Source organism: Candidatus Hodarchaeum mangrovi (genome assembly GCF_975850365.1).
Genome location: NZ_CDLCQJ010000066.1, coordinates 21,751 through 40,721, shown reverse-complemented (window position 1 = coordinate 40,721; position 18,971 = coordinate 21,751). Strand labels below are relative to the sequence as shown.

Below are 18,971 nucleotides of genomic sequence, written 5' to 3'. Positions count from 1 at the left end.
TCTAAGAAAAAAAGGAAGAAGTTTACTCTACGAATTAAGCAATTTAGGGACAAAAAGATACTACGCGGGATGATGGTAAAAATGAAAAATATTTCTTGACAATTCTTTCTGCATCAGCAAAATGGCTTATGTCACATGAATCAAGAATTAAACCAAATTCTTTTACAAATTCACGAGTAAATTCCTTCAATGCTGACTTAATTAACATAGATGCTCTATCAGCGATTACAAAACATACAACATCATTAAGTGCCTCAAATATGAAGATAAAATTATCGGTACGGATGAATTGGATTCTTTCAGTTGAAGAAATAACACTTTGGACAAATTGAAGGTTTGCGGTCATCAAATGAGGTATAAGAGTATTGCTATCTGGGCCACTTTTTTTTGCATCAAATAGTATGTCGAAAATAGAAAGGCCTATGTTCATATTCATTACTGAAAGGCGATATACATTAAAAGGTACCATTCTGAGAACTCGGTCATCGATCACTATTGAAATTATCATCATTAGAATACCAATTGGAATAGGGATTAACTCTGAACCCCAAAAAACCAAAGAAAGTTTTGTACTGATGATTACCATTGGACCAAGGATTGGTAATAAACAACCTGCAAAGAGTAAAATTGATGATTTGCGATATTCAGATCGGATAAATGGAATAAATTGATAAATTTGCCAGCTGATTATTATTGCAGCTAATAATAGGTCTATGGCAAAAATAATTCTACTAAAATCAGATAAGTATGGACCGATAAGTTCATCCCATTCTAAAGTCTCAGGAAACAATGTCAGTAATATCCCATTACCAACCCCTAATGCAGCAAAAAGAATAATGTAATTTGAAGGTGATTCAACCCGCAATGATTCTATAAAGAATATCAGAAAGAATAATATTAAACATAAGAGAATAATTGTTAATTGAAATATTAAAGTCATAATTAATTTCTGTTCCAAACCAATTAGATAAAGAAGGCTGTGAGAAAGGAAGAATGGGAGGAGTAAAAGATGAATAATTATAAGATACCATAAGGGTTTTGATTTTCCTTTGTAATAGACCCGAAAAGATAAAATTAATCCAATTAAAGTGAGAATTACAGAAAGGAATGCAATTAAAGTATATTGCATTGCATTTAAACTAGACATTTAACTCAAATTCTGCAACCTAGTTTATTTAATATTTCCAAATGAATTAAAATTTTTGATAATCCAGTTCTAATTAATGGATTATTTTTTTCGATGTTGTTTTTTAAAAAGAATTTTATTTTTATAAATATAGAAGAGAATAATTCCTTAAATCATCCTTGTAATATTCAGATTTATATTTATTAGTATTAGAGTGTCAGTTCCTATGATAAGAAGTGATAGAATATGATCCTGAATAGCTATAATCCTTTAAATTAAGTTAAATGCCCAGAATTTTCTAATTATCTCTTTTAATAGTAGAATATTCATATAAATATGCCTGTTTTTGCTTACCAATTCGCTCAAGTATTCCTAGTCTCCATAGGGAGTATGTCATCCTTCCAGCTAATCGTTGAACAGACCTCTCTGAAATTTTAGGAAGTCTTAGCGCCTGCCCTAACTCTTTTCTTGTAAATTTAGGAGGAAGATTAGAAGGAAGTAGTTCAATAAAGTCATTTCGGTTCTTAAAAACTCGTGTTTTTTCAATTGAATTTAATTCACGATCAACGGTCTTGTATCTTCTTCGGAGTGTTCGACCAAAAAATCCTTGAAACTGCTTTGTTACAATTTCGGATATTAGATGAACACGAAATTCCATTCGATTTTCTATTAATGGAGTTTTTATTCTCACTAGCAGATCAAAAAGAGAATATAGTGCATAAGGTTTTTTATAGTAACTAGTGTTAATTACGCTCTCTTTATCCATTCGAAACACTTTTTGTGCAGATACAAGCGGACATACGATAATTAAATATATTTTGGGGATTGAAAGCAAAGCTTGAATTTTCTTTGAGAATCGTTTGTCAAAATTTGACCGATGGATTTCACATACTATAGAATTATCTTGACTAATAACATCAACACGATAAACAGAATCATCGATAGTTAAAGTTACTTCTTCCTGACCATTCAGCTCGTTACGATAAATTTCTTTTAGTTGCTGATGCAATCGCGTTTGATTTTTTGAAAAATTCTTATTCTGAAGATTCACTTTAAATACCAAGAAAAAATAGATCCAACTTTTGTCTTTAAAATTGTTATCGAGATATACTTAAATTTTTACAAATTATACATATTTTAAATTTATCCTATTTTTTGAATGTTATTTTGTTTTGGTGATGACAATGACAGATAATGATTGCTTTAAAGACCTTAAATTTTTAGTAAAATCCTTTATTCAACGAAGAAATTGGACTCAATATCATACTCCCAAGAATTTGGCTATGTCGATTGCAATTGAAGCTGCAGAGTTGATGGAATTGTTTCAATGGTATACAATAGAAGAATCAGTTTCAATGGTAGCTTCCAACCCTGATTTAAGGATTAAACTTGAGGATGAGATAGCTGATATATTAATTTATTGTATAAGCCTTTCAGAACGAGCTAATCTCAATCTAGAAATGATTATCAAGAAAAAATTAGACAGGAATGAGAATAGATTTCCAGTTGAGATCGTTTCAGGTAAATTAGGTCCTTACCCTTCATCTGAAAAATAATTGTAAGAATTCTTATCATAATTCTTTATTTCTCCCTAAAATCTACTATATCATAAGAGAATTTATTTTTATTCATGTAATGAATTATTATATCAAGAGTTTTTTCGAGGTTACTCCCTCGTCCCCCTGCAGCGCGCGGATGCCCTCCACCCTCAAATATCTCGGCAATTTTATCAACACGATATTTATTTAGGCTTTCATCTGGAATTAATGGTCCAAGTCTTAATGATACACCCACGAAACGTTTTCCAGGGTATAATAGACAGGTAAATTTGACCCCTTTTTCAAATAAATAGTGGATTAGAGTAGGTGATTGCACTTTTTCCTTACCTTGAATTATGATTATAGCATCCTTTACTGGTATTTTATTACTAGCTTCTTTTGCCTTTTCACGTCTCTTTCGTAAAGACCTTATTTTATTTAGATATATTTCTTGTTCAAAAATTTGTGTTCCATTACAAACAAAACCCTCCACTAATGCTAGAATTTCTATTGTAGAATCTAAAGAGCGGCATAGGTCATCCAGTAACCATGCTTGTTCCTCCTTTGAGGACTCCAAAAATCGAGCAGGAAGGTTAATTGGTGGAGAAGTAGTATATCCATATGTGTCAGTAATCTCAGTCAAGTTAGCTAATAATCTGAGGTCGTTTAGTATGTCTAAAGACTTATCAAAGTAAGATAATAAAATACTCGCTGCACTTGGAGCCTCGTGATTAAATAAAACCAGAGAGGCGTTTTTTATTGTAGAAATATTTGAAATATGGTGATCACAATATAGCTCGAGGGTATGATTATTAAATGGTGGCAGATCTACTATTGCGAGCCAATTTAATCCACTTAAAAAAGCACCATACTCGGGATGTTTTAATTGAGAATAATGTAAAGGAACAAAAACGGCTTCACGATATTTAGGCAATGATTTTAGGATCGCAGCTGAAATAATTCCATCTGCATCTGCTGCATGAAAAGCTATTTTTTCTTTAGGAATTAAAGCTAATGAATGAATGAATTGGATGTTTTCTCGCATTAAATCATCAGGTATATCTGCTAAAATATTCTGAATAATGTGAAATTCTTTCAAAGTCTTTTCAAACCATTTTAATCCTTTATTTATCCTTTATTTAAGAAATGAATAAAGATTATGTTCTTTTCTTTTATTTTTTTAGATCTATAACACAAGTTGAAGGAATTTCCCTAGACTCAAGGTAAGTCCATGCAGCTGTAACTTCTCCAAGTTGATATTCCATATGCGCATCTGAGCCTAATGAAAAAAGAAAAGTTTCATCTAGGTAGCCAAACCAAGGGTCCAAATAATTCTTATACCCTGTATTTAGCTCAATAATGATCTCATATTTAGAAAGCTTTGAAAGCACATAATTAATCCTTGATTCTGGAAGTCGGGTAAATCTAGTATGTGCCAGACCTATATTATAGTCAAAATAATCTTTTTTGAATCTAATTACTTCATGTAGTTTTTTTTCCCAATCAGGCCAGAAGAAAACATATTCAAAGAGAATTAAATCCCAAGAATGCTTTGTCAAAGAAATAAAGTCCTTAATGGAAGATAAATCAACCTCTAGTCCCATAAAGATTGACAACGCTGAATTATTTTGATTTTCTAAGGTATTAAAATATATATCAAGTTCTTCCTCGTTTAGAGCAAGCTTTGTCAATGAGAAATGATCTGTTATACAAATGCTTTTCAAATTTTTACCTTCAGCAGCTTTTAAAATCTCTGTAGGATGTAATTCACCATCTGAAAAAGTGCTATGAATGTGATAATCAATATTCCTTCGCAAAAATTTTTCAAATCCTTTTTCCTGTTCTTTCCTAATGATTAGATGACATAATGACAATCTTTTTATTATTTCATTTGAAGGGGGGGATTTGAGCTAGAATCGGTTAAAAAGCATTTATACTTTTTAGGAGTTGAATCAGAATTTCAAAATTCGCTATCCTGATTGATCCAAACAAAGGAGAAGCAACAGAACGTATGTTTAATGCTTTGAAAACGATCCTTACAGAAACCAAGGATCCTTCCCTTTTACCTTTGGAAATCTGGGTAGGGGATTCTCATGAAATCTATCGAGGTGTTCATGGTTATTTAAAACGTTTACACCAATTAGATATTGATTTACCTCCAGTAGTTATTTTTCCAGGGCATCCACTTCAAATTTCGTCTTTCGCAGACTATATTCAAATGCCAACGTTATTGAATACTTATAGATTTGCAATTAAGGTGTTAGTTAAATTAGGTAAAAAATATCATTGGGTATCAAAATGGGCACGACGCTTGATCGGACGCCATTGGCCTAAAGATCGAAAATATGGCTATTTAGTATTAAGTTCCGATTCAACCGTTGGAAGAAAGTTAAAAGCAAGAAACCTAACCGATGATGAGGCTTATGAAGAAGTTGAAAGGAAGTGGAGAAAATATTGGTGGGGATTATATCTTGAGGCAGGATCTGGAAATTTTGAACGCTCTATCGCCAATCGATTAGATCTTGTGGGACGTGTTAGACATTACATGAACCAGATAAATCCTAAAGCTGTTTTAATAACAGGAGGAGGAATAAGTAGACAAGAACAAATAATTGATCTTGTTAAAGCAGGTTCGGATATTATAGTTGTTTCTTCAGTCCTTGAAAAGTCAAATAATCCAAAAGAATTAATGAGCCAATTCATTAAAGCAGTTCAATTTTCTGAAAATAAAATAACTAAAGAATAGGATCAGTTTAACGAATTTATTTTTACGTAATCTATATTTAAAGGTTTTTGTGAAATACTTTAGAGAGAATTCATTTGGGGTGCATTAAAAAGACAAAAATATTCTAAAAAATGATGGTGAAAGGAATGGAATTTGCCTTAGAAATAATTACAGCAACATTATCACCTATAGTCATGATGAGTGCAGTAGGATTAGTCCTCCTCATGATGCAAAATCGATATGCGCGTCTAAAAGATCGAACTTTACTCTATGATCGCTATTATAATATTTTAAAAAGTATAGAATCCCCAGAAGAGCATTTAGAAGTAGTAACTAAGATCAGGAATATGTATCTGAATGAAACAAGACTAGTTAAAAATGCAATGATCTTTGCCTTTACAGCAATAGTGTTTGTGATTGTAACATGTATTAGTATTCTTTCACAAGAAGTCTTGACATTAGATTTATCTTCTCTTATTATGTTTAGTTTTATTCTTGCACTTGTTACTATATTAATCACTATTCTAATAATGGCGATTTCGCTTACTATGTCTGTCTCAACAGTTGAATATGAAATTGAGAAAATGACCTATGAGATAGATATACAAATCATAAAATTTAGAGAATAAAATTCCCTATTAAGTTTAGATTACTATACTCTATAATATTAAATTCAAACAGGGAGAAATCGGCTTTTATCCTTGGAAAATTCTGCTTCCATATGCAAATAGATTTCCAGCTAAATAGATATCAATCTGGACCTTTGATAAAGGTTCAGCTAATGCTAATGACTTATCTACTGTAAGATTTATTATTTCTCCAGTTTTTAAATTTACTTTAAGAGAATCACCTGTTTTGAGAGATTCATTCATTATTTTAGGAGCAATCATAAGTGGTATGCCAGAATTGATAGCGTTTCGTTTATAAATTGCCCCAAATGATTCTCCGATAATAAGATTGATACCCAAAGCTGTAAAACAGTCGACAGCTTGTTGACGGGATGAACCTGCACCAAAATTTTTCCCAACTATTAAAATATCACCTTTAGTAGCTATCTCAGGGAATTTTTCCCAACCAGGAAGATTTCCGAACGTATACTTCCCCATTTCTTCTATATTAGTGATATGCAAATGTTTATTATGAAAAATCATATCTGTATCAATATCATCAATGGCATTTCCATCCCTGTCTTTGATAATAATAGCATTACCTTTAATTATAGTTGATTTAGTCATCTTAACAACTCCTATATAACTCCAGGAACAACTATCTCCCCTTTTATCGCAGAAGCTGCTGCAGTAGCAGGACTTGTTAGATATGTGTCTCCTTTTCCTTGTTTACCAGCAAAATTTCGGTTTCCAGTAGAAATTTGAACTTCACCTGCTCCAGTCATACCTATTTGTCCTGAAGCGCATCCTCCGCAACCTGGATTACTTATTATAGCTCCTGCCTCATAAAATATTTTGATTAATCCAGCTTCTAATAATTGACCATAAACCTCTTGCGTTGCAGGAACTATTTTCATCATCACATCTCTATGAATCTTTTTTCCTCTCAATATTTTGGCAACAATCTCAAAATCCTCATAGCGTCCATTGGTACATGAAGCAATAACAACTGAATCGATTTTAACACCGGTAACTTCAGAAACAGGTTTTACATTAGAGGGGGAAGGAGGAAGAGCAATTCGAGGTTCAAGGTCTGAAAAATCAAGGGTTAATTTTTGAGAATACTCACAGTCGGCATCAGCATTCTGTACTTTAAATTCCTTGTTGCCACGTTCACGACAATAATTAATTACTTCATTATTTGGAACAATCAATCCAATTATTCCCCCCATTTCGGTCACCATAGAAGCAAGAGTAATTCTTCCTGCTAATTTGAGAGAATCTATTGTAGACCCATAGAATTCAATAGATCGCCCTAGAGCTCCTTTCGACCCGATCTGCTCTAGAATGCCTAAAGTAATATCCTTAGCATATGAATTTGGTGCTGGTTCTCCTGTAATTGTGATTTTCATACTCTCAGGAACTTCAAACCAAGTTTTTCCTGTTTTAAAGGTAAATGCAATATCTTGGTCTCCCATACCTTGACCAAAGGCTCCAATTGCTCCCAAAATATTTAGATGAGAATCAGTTCCAACAACAGTACTATTTGGTGTTGCAATTCCCTTTTCTATCATCACATGAGAGCCTATCCCAGCATCTACATCATATAAATTCTTTCGATCAAGGTATTTTCTAGCAAACATCCGTGTAATCTGTTGATTTTCTGCATAACCTAAATTATTGGCAGGTACAACACAATCAAATGTAAAGAATGTTTTTTCAGGATCAGCGATCTTTGACTCCTTTGGATAATGTTCCTCAAGATTTTTAACCACATTCGCTCCTCCAAAATCACGGGCTGAACGTACATCAATATTTAACCAAATAATCTGGCTTGGGGCTACATTATCGGAAGTGTGATCTGTTAATATCTTTTCAATAATAGTTTTACTCATAACACCTCATATCCTCTGTAAAAACTGAAATTATTGCTTTAGGATAGCTAATATCCCATGAACTTAAATTTCTCTCCCGATGAAAAAAGTTTCGCCTGAAAAACAATTCTTTTCTGCACAAGATTTATTTCAAGCGATGCAAAAAATCTCAAATATAACTTAAGGAATTTGAAGTTATGTATCAATAGTGTCATAAAGGTTCATGAAAATGCCTTCTCAATCATTAATCCAGAAAATATTTGCTAAAGCTGCAAAAAAAGAGGAAGTCGAAGAAAATGAAATCATTTTCGCCTCACCTCATATGATCCTTAGTCATGATAATTCAGCTGCTATTTCAAAAACTTTTTATGAAATAGTTGGGCCCAACGGCAAAGTATGGGATCCAGATAGAATTTTTATTGCTTTAGATCATGCAGTTCCACCACCAGACTCAAAAAAAGCTGAAAACCATAAAATAATTAGGGAATTTGTCAAAATCCAGAAGATCAAACATTTTTACGATGCAGGAACAGGGATATGCCATCAAGTTCTTCCTGAAAAAGGATTAGTTCCCCCTAATGTTATTATCTTGGGATCAGATTCTCACACAACTACTCATGGAGCTTTTGGTGCTGCAGGGATTCCAATTGGCAGAACCGAAACAGCCTCAGTTTGGGCAATTGGGGAAACATATCTAAAAGTCCCTGAAACGATTAAAGTGATATTTGAGAATTATTTACCAATTAAAGCTGGCGTCTATGCAAAAGATATCATTTTGAATCTAATTGGTATGATTTCAGCTGATGGAGCTACCTATAAATCAATGGAGTTCTATGGGAAGGCAGTTGAAAAACTGTCAATAGGGGATCGTATGACAATTTGTAATATGACAGCAGAGGCTGGAGCTAAAGCAGGAATCTTTCCTGTTGACCGAATTACGGAAGAATGGTTTCGTCAGTTTAGTTTTAAATACAAAAAAATGATAGCTGATGAAGATACAATTTATGAGCAGGAAATACTAATTGATCTGGCAGAACTCAGTCCTCAAATAGCACAACCTCATTCTGTTGACAATATTGTTCCTATAGAAAGATTACCTCATGTATCCATTGATACAGCTTTAATTGGAACCTGTACAAATGGTCGCCTAGAAGATTTACGAGTTGCTGCTGAAATATTAAAAGATAAACAGATAAATCCCAATGTTCGGTTATTAATTTACCCAGCATCTCGTGATATTTTGATGAAAGCAACTCAAGAGGGATTAATTGAAATCTTCATTGCAGCAGGAGGGCAAATTGGAGTTCCAGCATGTGGGCCTTGTCTAGGTGAATATGGTGGATGTCTAGCTCCGGGTGAGATAGCAATTTCAACAGCTAATCGTAATTTCAAAGGCCGTATGGGAACAAGGGAGGCAGAGATTTATCTTGCTAACCCAGCTGTGGTTGCCAAATCCGCAATAGCTGGATATATCACCAATGAGGAGATGTAAGAAGTGAAGTTTAAAGGTAAAATGTGGATCTTTCCAGAAGATAATATTAATACTGATATTATTTTCCCAGGACGATATACTTATGACCCTCTAACTCCAGAGCAAATGGCTCAACATGCTATGGAGGATTATTTACCTGAATTCGCAAAGCAGGTCTCAAAAGGAGATATCATTGTTTCAGGTAATAATTTTGGAGCAGGTTCTAGTCGAGAGCAAGCTGTTACCTGTTTAAAAGCAGCAGGAATTAGTTGTATCATAGCAATGTCATTCGCTCGGATATACTATCGTAATGCAATTAATCAAGCATTACCACTTATAATTTCTCCGGATTGCTCAAAATATATCCGAGATAACGCTTCAAACCTTGCTCAAGAAATGATTTCAGTAGATATGAACGAAGGTAAAATTAAAATTAAAGATCAAGTTTTTTCATTCCCTAAACTCGATCATCAAGCTTTAAAAATTTTTAAAGCTGGAGGTTTAGTGAATTACACAAAAGAACGACTTAAAGAATAATTAAAAGCCTTTATAGTTCAAAATCATATTTTGGTAACTTTAGATAAAATGTTGATCCTTCATTTAGTTTACTTTCCACCCATACATCCCCACCACAAGTTTCTACGATTTTCTTAACATTAGCTAAGCCTATACCACTCCCTGTTATGTGTTCGGTTCTTGGATCTGAAATTCTTGTGAAAAGTCTGAATAATTTGGAGAAATCTTCTTCACGAATTCCAATTCCATTGTCAGCAACAAATAATGTGATATATTTCTCATTTTCTTCCTCTATACCAATTCTAATCTCTTTCTCGGGTTTCTCTGGATCCATAAATTTGATTGCATTATCAATTAAATTTTGAAAAACGAGAAGTAGTTGCTTTCTTACAGCATAGACTTTAGGAAGATTATCTTGAATATCTAATTTAATGTTATCTGCCTTTAAACGTGGTGTAAAGGTCTTTAGAACCTCTTCTATTATTTCTATTAAAGGATAATAGCTTTTTGATTCTACAATTCTTCCTATACGAGAGTATTCAAGAATTTCCTCGATAATCTTTTCCATCCTTGTTGTATTATGCCTTATTCGCTCAAAGAACTCATTTAATTCCTCATCCAATTCCTCTTGGATTTTAGTCCGAATTAAATAAGTAAATCCAGCAATTGATAGAAGAGGGGATTTTAGATCATGTGAAATCGTGTAAACAAATTCTTCCAGTTCCGATGATTTCTGAAGTAATTTTTCGTTTATTATCTTTAATTCCAGATTTGACTGCTCAAGATCGAGTGTCCTAGTTCTTACTCTGTGTTCTAATTCTTGTCTGTAATTATGAATTTCTGTATTATTAATAAAGGCACTAAAAACTACATCTTCATCTTCTAAACGAAAAAGATCCATATTCACTAATACTGGGATAATTTGACCATCATTTCTTTTTAGCATATACTCCTCATTTCTGATTTTGCCAGTTTTCTGAAGCTTATCTAAAATATTCTCTCGATCGGTAGGATTGATATAAAATTCTTTCACATTAACAGTTTTGACACTATTTGCATCTAATCCCATTATATCAAGCATTGATTTGTTATACTCTAGTAAACGACCATCATATGTTGCAATACCAATACCAATTGGTACTGAATTGAAAAGAGCCTGATATCTTTCTTCACTCGATTTTAAAGCTTTTTTTGTTGTTTTTAAATCAGTTAAATCAATTATGCTTACGATTATTCGTTTTAAGCTATTTTCAAATCCTGGAACAATTGCTGCTCTAAACAAAATTTGCAATTCTTTACCACTTAATGTATAATTAATTGCTTCGGCTTGAAAAACTTTTTTTCCGAAATAGAAAGCTAAAATTTCGTCTTTGAAGACATCATAAGTAGCCTCTCCCGTAATTGCTCCTAAGCTCCCTTTTAATTCATTTTTGGAAGGTGCTTCGAAAAGGTCAACAGCACCTCTATTTAGATCAATAATTTTTGCCATTTTAATAACATGTTCAATCTCCTCAGGATTTTCTTGAAAATATTTTTCAAATTCTTTACGTGTCTTTTTAACAGGTAATTTGTCAAGATATTTCTTAATCTCTGAATAATCCTCTATGAATTGGCAAATTGGCGACCCCTCAAACAATAAACGGTATTGGGCCTCAAGATCATTTGCTGACATCGAAAACCAACACAATAAATTTAAAATAGTTTAGTCTAAATTCTATGAATATTTCAGCTCCTATATACGAAATAAGATTCGAATCTAGACAATAATAATTTTATAATACCAGTGAAGTATATAATCATACTTATTTCAATAACCTATGAAATAAAATCAGAGAGAGCGAACATCTGTGCCAATTGACAAATCAAAATTGGATGACCTTTTAGAAGAAATTAAAAGGTTAGAAGAAGAAAAATCTAATATAATACCCAAAACATCCAATATCTCTCTACAACATCGATCTATTGTCCCAAATTCCATGAAAAAAGAATACCTTCTTCGCACTGAAAAAAAGGCTTTTTTTATTATTAGTCATTATTATAAACTAACAATGCTCTCTCTTGAAGACCCAGGTGTGGCTTTAGAAATCTGGATAAAAGGAATTTTGCCCTATCTTCTGTTAAAAAATGGATTAGACAATGAAGAATGGGAACGACTTTGTATTATTGAAGAAGAGAACGTATCAATAGCACAAGAACTCAATGACGACTGGAAAAATTTTTTTCGTAACACTATTAAGAAAGGATTAGTTGATGAAAAAGTGTTAGAACTTATTAATGAGGGAAAAGTGAAGATTGAGCGAATAAGGAGTTCTTAATCCCATTTTGATTCGTAGATTCTATTGAGTAATATCAATTAATTCATATTCGCGAGATCCGATTCCCTGAGCAACAGCTGCGGCTAACTGAGTCTCCGTAATTATTGGTCGCGACTCAGGATCTACAAATCTACTAAAAAGTCCTAATTTTGGTTCATCGGGTTCCATTGCATCAAAAATAGGTTCAATACGACCAGAAGGCGAATCAATTCCTGTTTCTGCAGGCGACATGGGAACTCCACGCGCTTTTGTAACTTGATCAACACATGCTTGATCAATAGCTACTGGATCAGGGGAATAAAAAATTCCTTGATCAGGGACAAGAATAGACCCTCCTGCGGACATACAATCACAATGTGAAGTGATATCTATTGCAATATTAATGAAACGAATGCGATCAGGACTTATACCTTTCATAACTCCACCAGCATTATCCATCATGCGTTCTACTTGTTCAACATTAGGAATTCGTCTTTTAGCGGCAAATACTCTTTCTTTTTCAAGATTTTTCTCGTGATGACATTTACTAAAGCACATGGTACAAGCTATGCAATTAGTTGGATCAAAAACTATTCTATTGTTCTCATCTAATGATAGACACCCATAAGGGCATATTCGTAGACAATTTCCACAACCTGTACAATTTTCAGGGTGTTTAACGTAAATATTTTGTCCACCACCCCAATGAGCTCCTCCTTTCCCTTCATTGCCAACACAACCTATTCCAAGCTGTTTTAACGCTCCTCCGAATCCTGCACCATCGTGGCCTTTAAATCGTGATACAATTATCACCTTATCAGCTGTTCTTAATCCCATTGCCATGGCAACGTTCTTAATATACTTTCCTTTATCATTTTGAACATGAAAGACTTCAGTTCCGACAATTCCATCTCCCATAACCACTGGTGCATTCATTGTTCCTGTACTAAATCCATGACGGTTTGCTAAATTGATAAATCCAGGACCATTTGACATAGTTAATTCAGGATTTCCTGAATCCCATCCTAAACCAACTCCTTCAACAACCCATGGAATACCACCTGCTGAATGGACTAAATCGACTATTTTTCTAATATACATAGAACGAAGATGACGAGTTTGATTCCTTGACCCGAAATGAGTTTTAATTGCCACAATTTCTCCCTTCTTAATCCATTCTACTAATTTGACATCCGTATGATTCCATAATTTTTCAAGACGATCAATTAAAGAATCTCCCATTTTTAATTCGTTTGTATTTATCATATATACTTTTGATTTAGTCATAATAATCATCAAATCCAATAAACGTTGAATTATTTTATTTTAGATGTTAAATAAGGTAATGATGCATTTCTTATAAGTTTTAATTAAAATACCCCAAGATGCATCAATTACTATTGTTAATCATTGCTATAATAAAAGAAAATAAGTGTAAAGACTCATTATTCAATTTATCAAACTTGTAAACTGCTTAATTGGTTGAAAATCTTTATAGAGTAATGATTAGTCTAATAAAATTTTTTTATTATAGATAAAAGTCTATCACTTTCTTGGAATGTAAACAAGAAGGTTTATTGATGAGGACTGATGACATCAATAACCTCTTGGATATCGAGGTTGAGTTCTTTCACTTTTTTTATCGATGGACATCCTTTGGTAGTCCAACCTCTACGATTATATACAGCATCTTGAAGTTTTGAATATTGTTCTTCACGAAATGATCGAAGAATCGCCATTTTTTCTTCAGTTGTCTTTCCTTCTGGATCTACTCCGACTAGATCTTTTAACTGACCATCATATCTCTCCAAACGACTTTCATACTCTTCCTTAGTAACAGGACCCATTGCACGATATGGAAGCTTTGAATCGTGTTCTTTTAATCCTTTCCCTTGACGAATGTTAAATATCCGTTGAAAATTATATACACGTTCAGACATCTTAACAAGATCCTCAGGAGTAGAGGCAAATCCAGTAACACCACTAAAGTATTCAGCATACCATTGAACATGTTTTGGAATTTTTGCTCGAGCATTGGGAAGAGTAAGTGGTTTCTGAGGATTTTCATTATTATCAGGAGGGATAACATCATTCCAAGGTAATTTACATAAACCATTCAAACTAAACCAAGTACGCCAAAAGGGAAACCAAGCTAAGGCTTCTGCCTTATCTTCAAAAGTAGGGAGGTTATTTCGAACCATATCTTCAAAAATTAACCATGCTTCATCATGTTGAGGCCCTTTCAATGTGAATCCATAACCTCCTTGTTGTGCTAATGATTCTTTGGTGACGTACTCACTGAATTCCAAACCTTTATGTTCCATACCAATATCTTGTAAAAACTGGGGATCAGCTCCATATTTTTGAGCAAAAGTTTTCTTCATGGAAACAATTCCTTGTCCAACAATCACACCAAAGCCTTTATTTTGTGCCATTTGATGTATTAAATTCATTGCTGCTTCTGCATTTCCAAATTTTAATTCTAATCCACCTGTAATATTTTCATTCAGAATGCCTGCCTCGTAACATTCCATAACAAAAGCAATCCCTGTACCAACAGATATCGTGTCTAACCCATACGTATCACAATAGAAATTAACTTCTAATACCCACTTGGGATCCCAAACTCCCCAATTACTCCCACATCCTGCTATTGTTTCATATTCTGGTCCATCAACAATAACTTTTTGGCCTCTATAGGGACCAGTTAATACTGTATGTTGTTGTACAAAATGACTACAGGAAATTTGGCAGGCAATCCAGCATCCATCTACACCTTGCCCAACATCGGTATATATTTTTCGCCATACTTCCCGTGTATAGGGAAATTTCTCTCCCTTTAATGTTTTGTGGGCTCCATATCTAAAATTTTCTGTTGGTAATAGATCAAAATCGTTCATTATTTCTGGTAGGTGTGCTGTTCCAACTACTCGCATTTCATTCTGTAACGGGTCATTTTTGATAATTTCTAGATTGTGATCCTTTCCTGCTTCTTTCCCTCGTTCAATATCTGCTGGATTATTTATTGTCTGATTGACCCGTGGACTTCTACATATAATTGCTTTTAATTTTTTGTCTTTAAATACCGTTCCGACACCTCCACGTCCTGCTTGTTTATAAGAAGCCCACTGGCGTTTTTTGTTATACCATGAAAAGTTCAATACACCCCATTTTGTGTATTTTGCAGCTTGGCCTGATGAAACCACAGAAACACGGAATTTTTCACGATCAGACTCATCTGTGGAATATTTTTTTGTTAGTTCTTGTGTTAATAGATGAGCATGATCCGAAAATTCTTCAGCATCCTCTATGGTAATTTTTCCATCATCACTATTGATAAAAATAAGAACTTCTTTGGTAGCTTTCCCTTGAATTTCAAGTGCATCAAAACCTGAAAACTTTAGATAAGGCCCAAAATATCCACCTACATTTGAGTCAATAGGTTGATTGGTTAATGGAGAAATTGTTGTACATATCGATTTTCCAGATCCAGAATAATAGGTAGTCCCACCAAGGGGACCTGAGGCAATACAAATCTCATTTTCAGGTTCATTCCATTTAACTGACCTTTTGGGAAGCCCATTCCACATTAGCCATAAATCGAATCCTTTTCCTCCTGTGAATAGCTTTTTCATTTCCTCTGAAACAGGTTTAATCTTAATTTCATTAGTTGATAAATTTATATATAATGTTCTGTTCTGATAACCTCTCTCAACTGGTGTCAGATCATATTTTAACTCAGCAATAATAGTCATCCAATTTCCTCCATTAAAATTTGAATCTAATTTTTCGATACCCCTTCCAAAATTTAATTTATTTTCTTTTTCATTAAATCAAACAGAATTATTTTTATTTCAAGAAAGAATTTTTTACGAGGTTACTCATTTTGGGTAAAAAAGAACAATATTTTCTGGAATTACGTCCTTTATACAATAAATTCATTAGTACAGGGTCATCTCAAGAACTTTCATTGTATCTTGTAAAAAATAGCGCTCTTCCAGGACGACGTGCAAATTTAGAATTAGCAAGTGCGTTTAAAGATCTTATTGGAGAACTTTCAATCCTAAATCCTGAAAGAACTATCCATCTCCTCTTGGATTTAATATCAAATTCTTCTGAAGTAGCTCCAACAAATAATCCTAAAGAATTTCTTCCTTTTTGTGGCATTTGGGCATTAGGATCAATTGGTACCTCTTGTACTCAGTATTTTTCCAAATGTGTGCAAGTTCTGCATGAATCTTGTTCAGATGTTCGATGGCGGATTCGTGAAGCTGCAGCTAAAGGGTTATCGATGCTTTATGATACGTTTCCTCTAAAAATATACCAATTATATCTTGCGTGGATCAAACCATTAAATAAATCTCAGAAATTCCTAGTTCAGAGGGCAATTGTGGCAAGTTTAGCTGAATCATCATATTTAAATCAAGAACTACAAAGTAATCAAGCGTTTGAACTTCATAAAATAATTATCACTTCCATTTATAACTTAGATGACGACCAAAGGAAATCAGAAGAATTTAAAACATTAAAAAAAGGATTAGCTTATACTCTAAGCGTTATTGTGTACTTCAATCCCGATAAAGGATGGCCTTTTATCACAGAGACGATCAAAAAATCAGATAAGGATGTGTACTGGATCCTAAAACAGAATCTTACAAAAAATCGTTTGGTTAAAAATTTCCCAAAAGAAGTCCAAAACTGTCTGGCGATGCTAAAAGAATGAAAATCTTATCCACCTCCGACAGGGGGGACACAGGTAATAACATCGCCATCTTTAACTTCTGTTTTTAATCCATTCAATGCTTCAATATCTAAACCGTTTAATAAAATGTGAAAATGGCTTTTTAAATCACCTTTATCGGTAAGAAGATGTTCTAGAACAGATTTACCAATTTGGGTCTCAAGAGATGCCAATACTTCATAAACAGTATTTCCTTTTGCGATGAATGATTTTTTTCCAGCCCATGTTTCTAATGGACCATAAAAATTGATATTAACATTCATTAAGATACCCAGAGTCTTTTTAGATAAATAGAATTAGTTTAATCTGTAGTGAATTTTTGTGCAATATCCTTGGCAACATCAGTTGTGCTACTGGTCCCACCCATATCATATGTCCTAATCTTTCCTTCTTTGATATTTTGTGAGATCGCCATTTCTAATTTATCAGCTAATTCTGTTTCTCCTAACCATTCCCACATTAATCCCATGGATTTTAGTGCAGCGATTGGATTTACTTTATTCTGGCCAGCATATTTAGGAGCTGATCCATGATTGGGCTCAAAAACTCCAAAATCATTTGATGTTGAAGCTGAGGCAGCAAAGCCTAATCCACCTGTTAACATTGCTGCTTGATCAGTAATAATGTCTCCAAACATATTTGTAGAGACAATCACTGAATATTCCTCAGGTCTTTTCATTAGCCACATAGCTGTTGCATCAATATTTTCATCCCACCACTTTACTTCAGGGTACTCTTCTGCTACTTTTTTTGCTATCTCTAGAAACATTCCATCAGTTGCTCTAATAACATTAGCTTTATGGACTACAGTAACCTTATTTCTTTTTGTAATCTCTGCATATTCGAAAGCTTTCCGAATTATCCGTTCACATCCATTTCGAGTGAAAACACGACAACTTATTCTAATATCTGAATCTTCAGCACCAGTACGGTGTTGAAATTCTTTAAATTTTGGTAATACTTTTAATTCAGGAATTAAACTATCAAATTCAATCCCCGAATACAATCCTTCTGTATTTTCTCTGAAAGTTACGATGTCAATCATCGGTATAGATCCATCTATTTTTCGGAAATTTAAAGGGTTTCCTTCATAGCTTTTTGATGGACGCATATTTGAGTAGAGATCAAAAATTTGGCGAAGTCTTACTATTGGTGATCTGTAAATGGTCCCATATTTTCTTTCGATTCGTTGAACATCTGGATCTGTACGAGGTTTACTTGTTATCGCACCAAAGAATGCTGCATCACATTCTTTCAATCCCTCTATCGTACGTTCGGGAAGAGGTTCACCTTCCTTTTCAAATATTGTAAATCCAATGTCTAAAGGGATTATTTCAGCATTGAAATCTGATACATCTAGAACAACCTTTGCTGCTGCCAAAACATCAACACCGATTCCATCCCCAGGCATAAATGCAATTTTATACTTTCTGGTCATTAATTTCTTCCTCATGTTTAATTATTTAAGGCCTAAATGACTACGTAATGTACCATAATATATGAAATCAGCTCTATGAATGATTTGAGCTTCTTTACTCCTATAGAGTTCATCACCTTCGTGTGCATGAGCTAGAATAATATGACATATTTCATCAGGGAGTCCATGTTGTTTTGCTACCATTGCTCCATAAGCAGGATGACGAAATTGCTTAAATATATCCGTGTCTCGAGTAAAAGAAGTTTCTTTTTCCTCTGATTCAGCAAGCTTACCAACATCATGTAGTAATCCTCCAATAATAAGAAAATCATAATTAATAGGAATGTTCATAGCTTCTTCAAACATTTGTGCTACCGATAACGCAATTTTAGTAACCCAATAGGTGTGATGAGCTAATGTATATCGTGCATCGAATTGCATATTTAATGTAAAAGGCATTTCCCAATTATCCCACCCCTTACCTCCATTTCCGTTTTCCATTAGATCTAAAATAATCAATTTTGCCTTTGATACTAATAACTGATCCTTTACTTGAGCTAATAATGTACCAAACTTTTCTTCAATATAAGATTCCTTTTTTTCCATATTGATCTTAACCCTATAGATGATATTCCATACTAATCATCCTTTGCATCTGAAA

The 18,971-nt window shown here is 33.6% G+C and carries 19 protein-coding genes; 7 read left to right on the top strand and 12 right to left on the bottom strand.

The window, feature by feature from the left end:
• Window positions 1-43: 43 nt before the first annotated feature.
• Entirely contained in the window at window positions 44-1,147 is a 1,104-nt protein-coding gene (locus ACWVCY_RS06705; protein ID WP_455141382.1) for a hypothetical protein, read from the bottom strand.
• A 277-nt stretch (window positions 1,148-1,424) separates the two neighbouring features.
• Window positions 1,425-2,189 carry a hypothetical protein gene (locus ACWVCY_RS06700; protein WP_455141380.1) on the bottom strand — a complete coding sequence of 255 codons (765 nt, stop codon included), beginning with the start codon at window positions 2,187-2,189 and terminating at the stop codon, window positions 1,425-1,427.
• A gap of 121 nt (window positions 2,190-2,310) precedes the next feature.
• On the opposite strand from ACWVCY_RS06700, the gene ACWVCY_RS06695 reads away from it, so the two are divergent.
• Window positions 2,311-2,682 (top strand): nucleotide pyrophosphohydrolase, encoded by a 372-nt coding sequence (locus ACWVCY_RS06695; RefSeq protein ID WP_455141378.1) that lies wholly within the window; start codon window positions 2,311-2,313, stop codon window positions 2,680-2,682.
• Between the two features lie 25 nt (window positions 2,683-2,707).
• Here ACWVCY_RS06695 and ACWVCY_RS06690 read toward each other — a convergent pair whose 3' ends face one another.
• Entirely contained in the window at window positions 2,708-3,763 is a 1,056-nt protein-coding gene (locus tag ACWVCY_RS06690) for a hypothetical protein (protein WP_455141376.1), read from the bottom strand.
• A gap of 73 nt (window positions 3,764-3,836) precedes the next feature.
• The gene (locus ACWVCY_RS06685; protein WP_455141375.1) at window positions 3,837-4,481 is read right to left on the bottom strand and encodes a PHP domain-containing protein; all 645 of its coding nucleotides are present in this window, start codon (window positions 4,479-4,481) and stop codon (window positions 3,837-3,839) included.
• Window positions 4,482-4,675: 194 nt separating this feature from the next.
• Between ACWVCY_RS06685 and ACWVCY_RS06680 the strand changes: the two genes are divergently transcribed.
• Both ACWVCY_RS06680 and ACWVCY_RS06675 read left to right on the top strand, forming a co-directional pair.
• Window positions 4,676-5,410, top strand: coding sequence for a geranylgeranylglyceryl/heptaprenylglyceryl phosphate synthase (locus tag ACWVCY_RS06680; protein WP_455141373.1), 735 nt, complete (start codon window positions 4,676-4,678; stop codon window positions 5,408-5,410).
• Between the two features lie 125 nt (window positions 5,411-5,535).
• Entirely contained in the window at window positions 5,536-6,018 is a 483-nt protein-coding gene (locus ACWVCY_RS06675; protein ID WP_455141371.1) for a DUF2721 domain-containing protein, read from the top strand.
• A gap of 66 nt (window positions 6,019-6,084) precedes the next feature.
• Here the strand turns inward: ACWVCY_RS06675 and ACWVCY_RS06670 are convergent, their stop codons facing one another.
• Both ACWVCY_RS06670 and ACWVCY_RS06665 read right to left on the bottom strand, forming a co-directional pair.
• Window positions 6,085-6,624, bottom strand: a complete 540-nt coding sequence (locus ACWVCY_RS06670) for a LeuD/DmdB family oxidoreductase small subunit (protein WP_455141370.1) — start codon at window positions 6,622-6,624, stop codon at window positions 6,085-6,087.
• An 11-nt stretch (window positions 6,625-6,635) separates the two neighbouring features.
• Window positions 6,636-7,892: a 3-isopropylmalate dehydratase large subunit gene (locus ACWVCY_RS06665; RefSeq protein ID WP_455141368.1), complete on the bottom strand. Its 1,257-nt coding sequence runs from the start codon at window positions 7,890-7,892 to the stop codon at window positions 6,636-6,638.
• 208 nt (window positions 7,893-8,100) lie between these two features.
• On the opposite strand from ACWVCY_RS06665, the gene ACWVCY_RS06660 reads away from it, so the two are divergent.
• Both ACWVCY_RS06660 and ACWVCY_RS06655 read left to right on the top strand, forming a co-directional pair.
• Window positions 8,101-9,363, top strand: coding sequence for a 3-isopropylmalate dehydratase large subunit (locus ACWVCY_RS06660; protein ID WP_455141366.1), 1,263 nt, complete (start codon window positions 8,101-8,103; stop codon window positions 9,361-9,363).
• Between the two features lie 3 nt (window positions 9,364-9,366).
• The gene (locus ACWVCY_RS06655) at window positions 9,367-9,879 is read left to right on the top strand and encodes a LeuD/DmdB family oxidoreductase small subunit (protein WP_455141364.1); all 513 of its coding nucleotides are present in this window, start codon (window positions 9,367-9,369) and stop codon (window positions 9,877-9,879) included.
• A 10-nt stretch (window positions 9,880-9,889) separates the two neighbouring features.
• Here ACWVCY_RS06655 and ACWVCY_RS06650 read toward each other — a convergent pair whose 3' ends face one another.
• Complete coding sequence (locus ACWVCY_RS06650) at window positions 9,890-11,530, bottom strand: sensor histidine kinase (protein WP_455141362.1); 1,641 nt, start codon at window positions 11,528-11,530, stop codon at window positions 9,890-9,892.
• A 175-nt stretch (window positions 11,531-11,705) separates the two neighbouring features.
• Here ACWVCY_RS06650 and ACWVCY_RS06645 point away from each other — a divergent pair, with 175 nt between their 5' ends.
• Complete coding sequence (locus ACWVCY_RS06645; protein WP_455141360.1) at window positions 11,706-12,173, top strand: hypothetical protein; 468 nt, start codon at window positions 11,706-11,708, stop codon at window positions 12,171-12,173.
• A 21-nt stretch (window positions 12,174-12,194) separates the two neighbouring features.
• Here ACWVCY_RS06645 and ACWVCY_RS06640 read toward each other — a convergent pair whose 3' ends face one another.
• Both ACWVCY_RS06640 and ACWVCY_RS06635 read right to left on the bottom strand, forming a co-directional pair.
• Entirely contained in the window at window positions 12,195-13,439 is a 1,245-nt protein-coding gene (locus tag ACWVCY_RS06640; protein WP_455141358.1) for a DUF362 domain-containing protein, read from the bottom strand.
• Window positions 13,440-13,726: 287 nt separating this feature from the next.
• Window positions 13,727-15,907 (bottom strand): aldehyde ferredoxin oxidoreductase family protein, encoded by a 2,181-nt coding sequence (locus ACWVCY_RS06635; protein WP_455141356.1) that lies wholly within the window; start codon window positions 15,905-15,907, stop codon window positions 13,727-13,729.
• A 131-nt stretch (window positions 15,908-16,038) separates the two neighbouring features.
• On the opposite strand from ACWVCY_RS06635, the gene ACWVCY_RS06630 reads away from it, so the two are divergent.
• Window positions 16,039-16,875: a hypothetical protein gene (locus tag ACWVCY_RS06630; RefSeq protein ID WP_455141354.1), complete on the top strand. Its 837-nt coding sequence runs from the start codon at window positions 16,039-16,041 to the stop codon at window positions 16,873-16,875.
• Between the two features lie 5 nt (window positions 16,876-16,880).
• On the opposite strand, the gene ACWVCY_RS06625 is transcribed toward ACWVCY_RS06630, so the two are convergent.
• Genes ACWVCY_RS06625 through ACWVCY_RS06615 form a run of 3 tightly spaced genes read right to left on the bottom strand, consistent with a single transcriptional unit; the run spans window position 16,881 to window position 18,916 of the window.
• The gene (locus tag ACWVCY_RS06625; protein ID WP_455141352.1) at window positions 16,881-17,156 is read right to left on the bottom strand and encodes a MoaD/ThiS family protein; all 276 of its coding nucleotides are present in this window, start codon (window positions 17,154-17,156) and stop codon (window positions 16,881-16,883) included.
• 38 nt (window positions 17,157-17,194) lie between these two features.
• The gene (locus ACWVCY_RS06620) at window positions 17,195-18,331 is read right to left on the bottom strand and encodes an isocitrate/isopropylmalate dehydrogenase family protein (protein ID WP_455141350.1); all 1,137 of its coding nucleotides are present in this window, start codon (window positions 18,329-18,331) and stop codon (window positions 17,195-17,197) included.
• Window positions 18,332-18,352: 21 nt separating this feature from the next.
• The gene (locus ACWVCY_RS06615) at window positions 18,353-18,916 is read right to left on the bottom strand and encodes an HD domain-containing protein (RefSeq protein WP_455141348.1); all 564 of its coding nucleotides are present in this window, start codon (window positions 18,914-18,916) and stop codon (window positions 18,353-18,355) included.
• Window positions 18,917-18,971 lie beyond the last annotated feature (55 nt).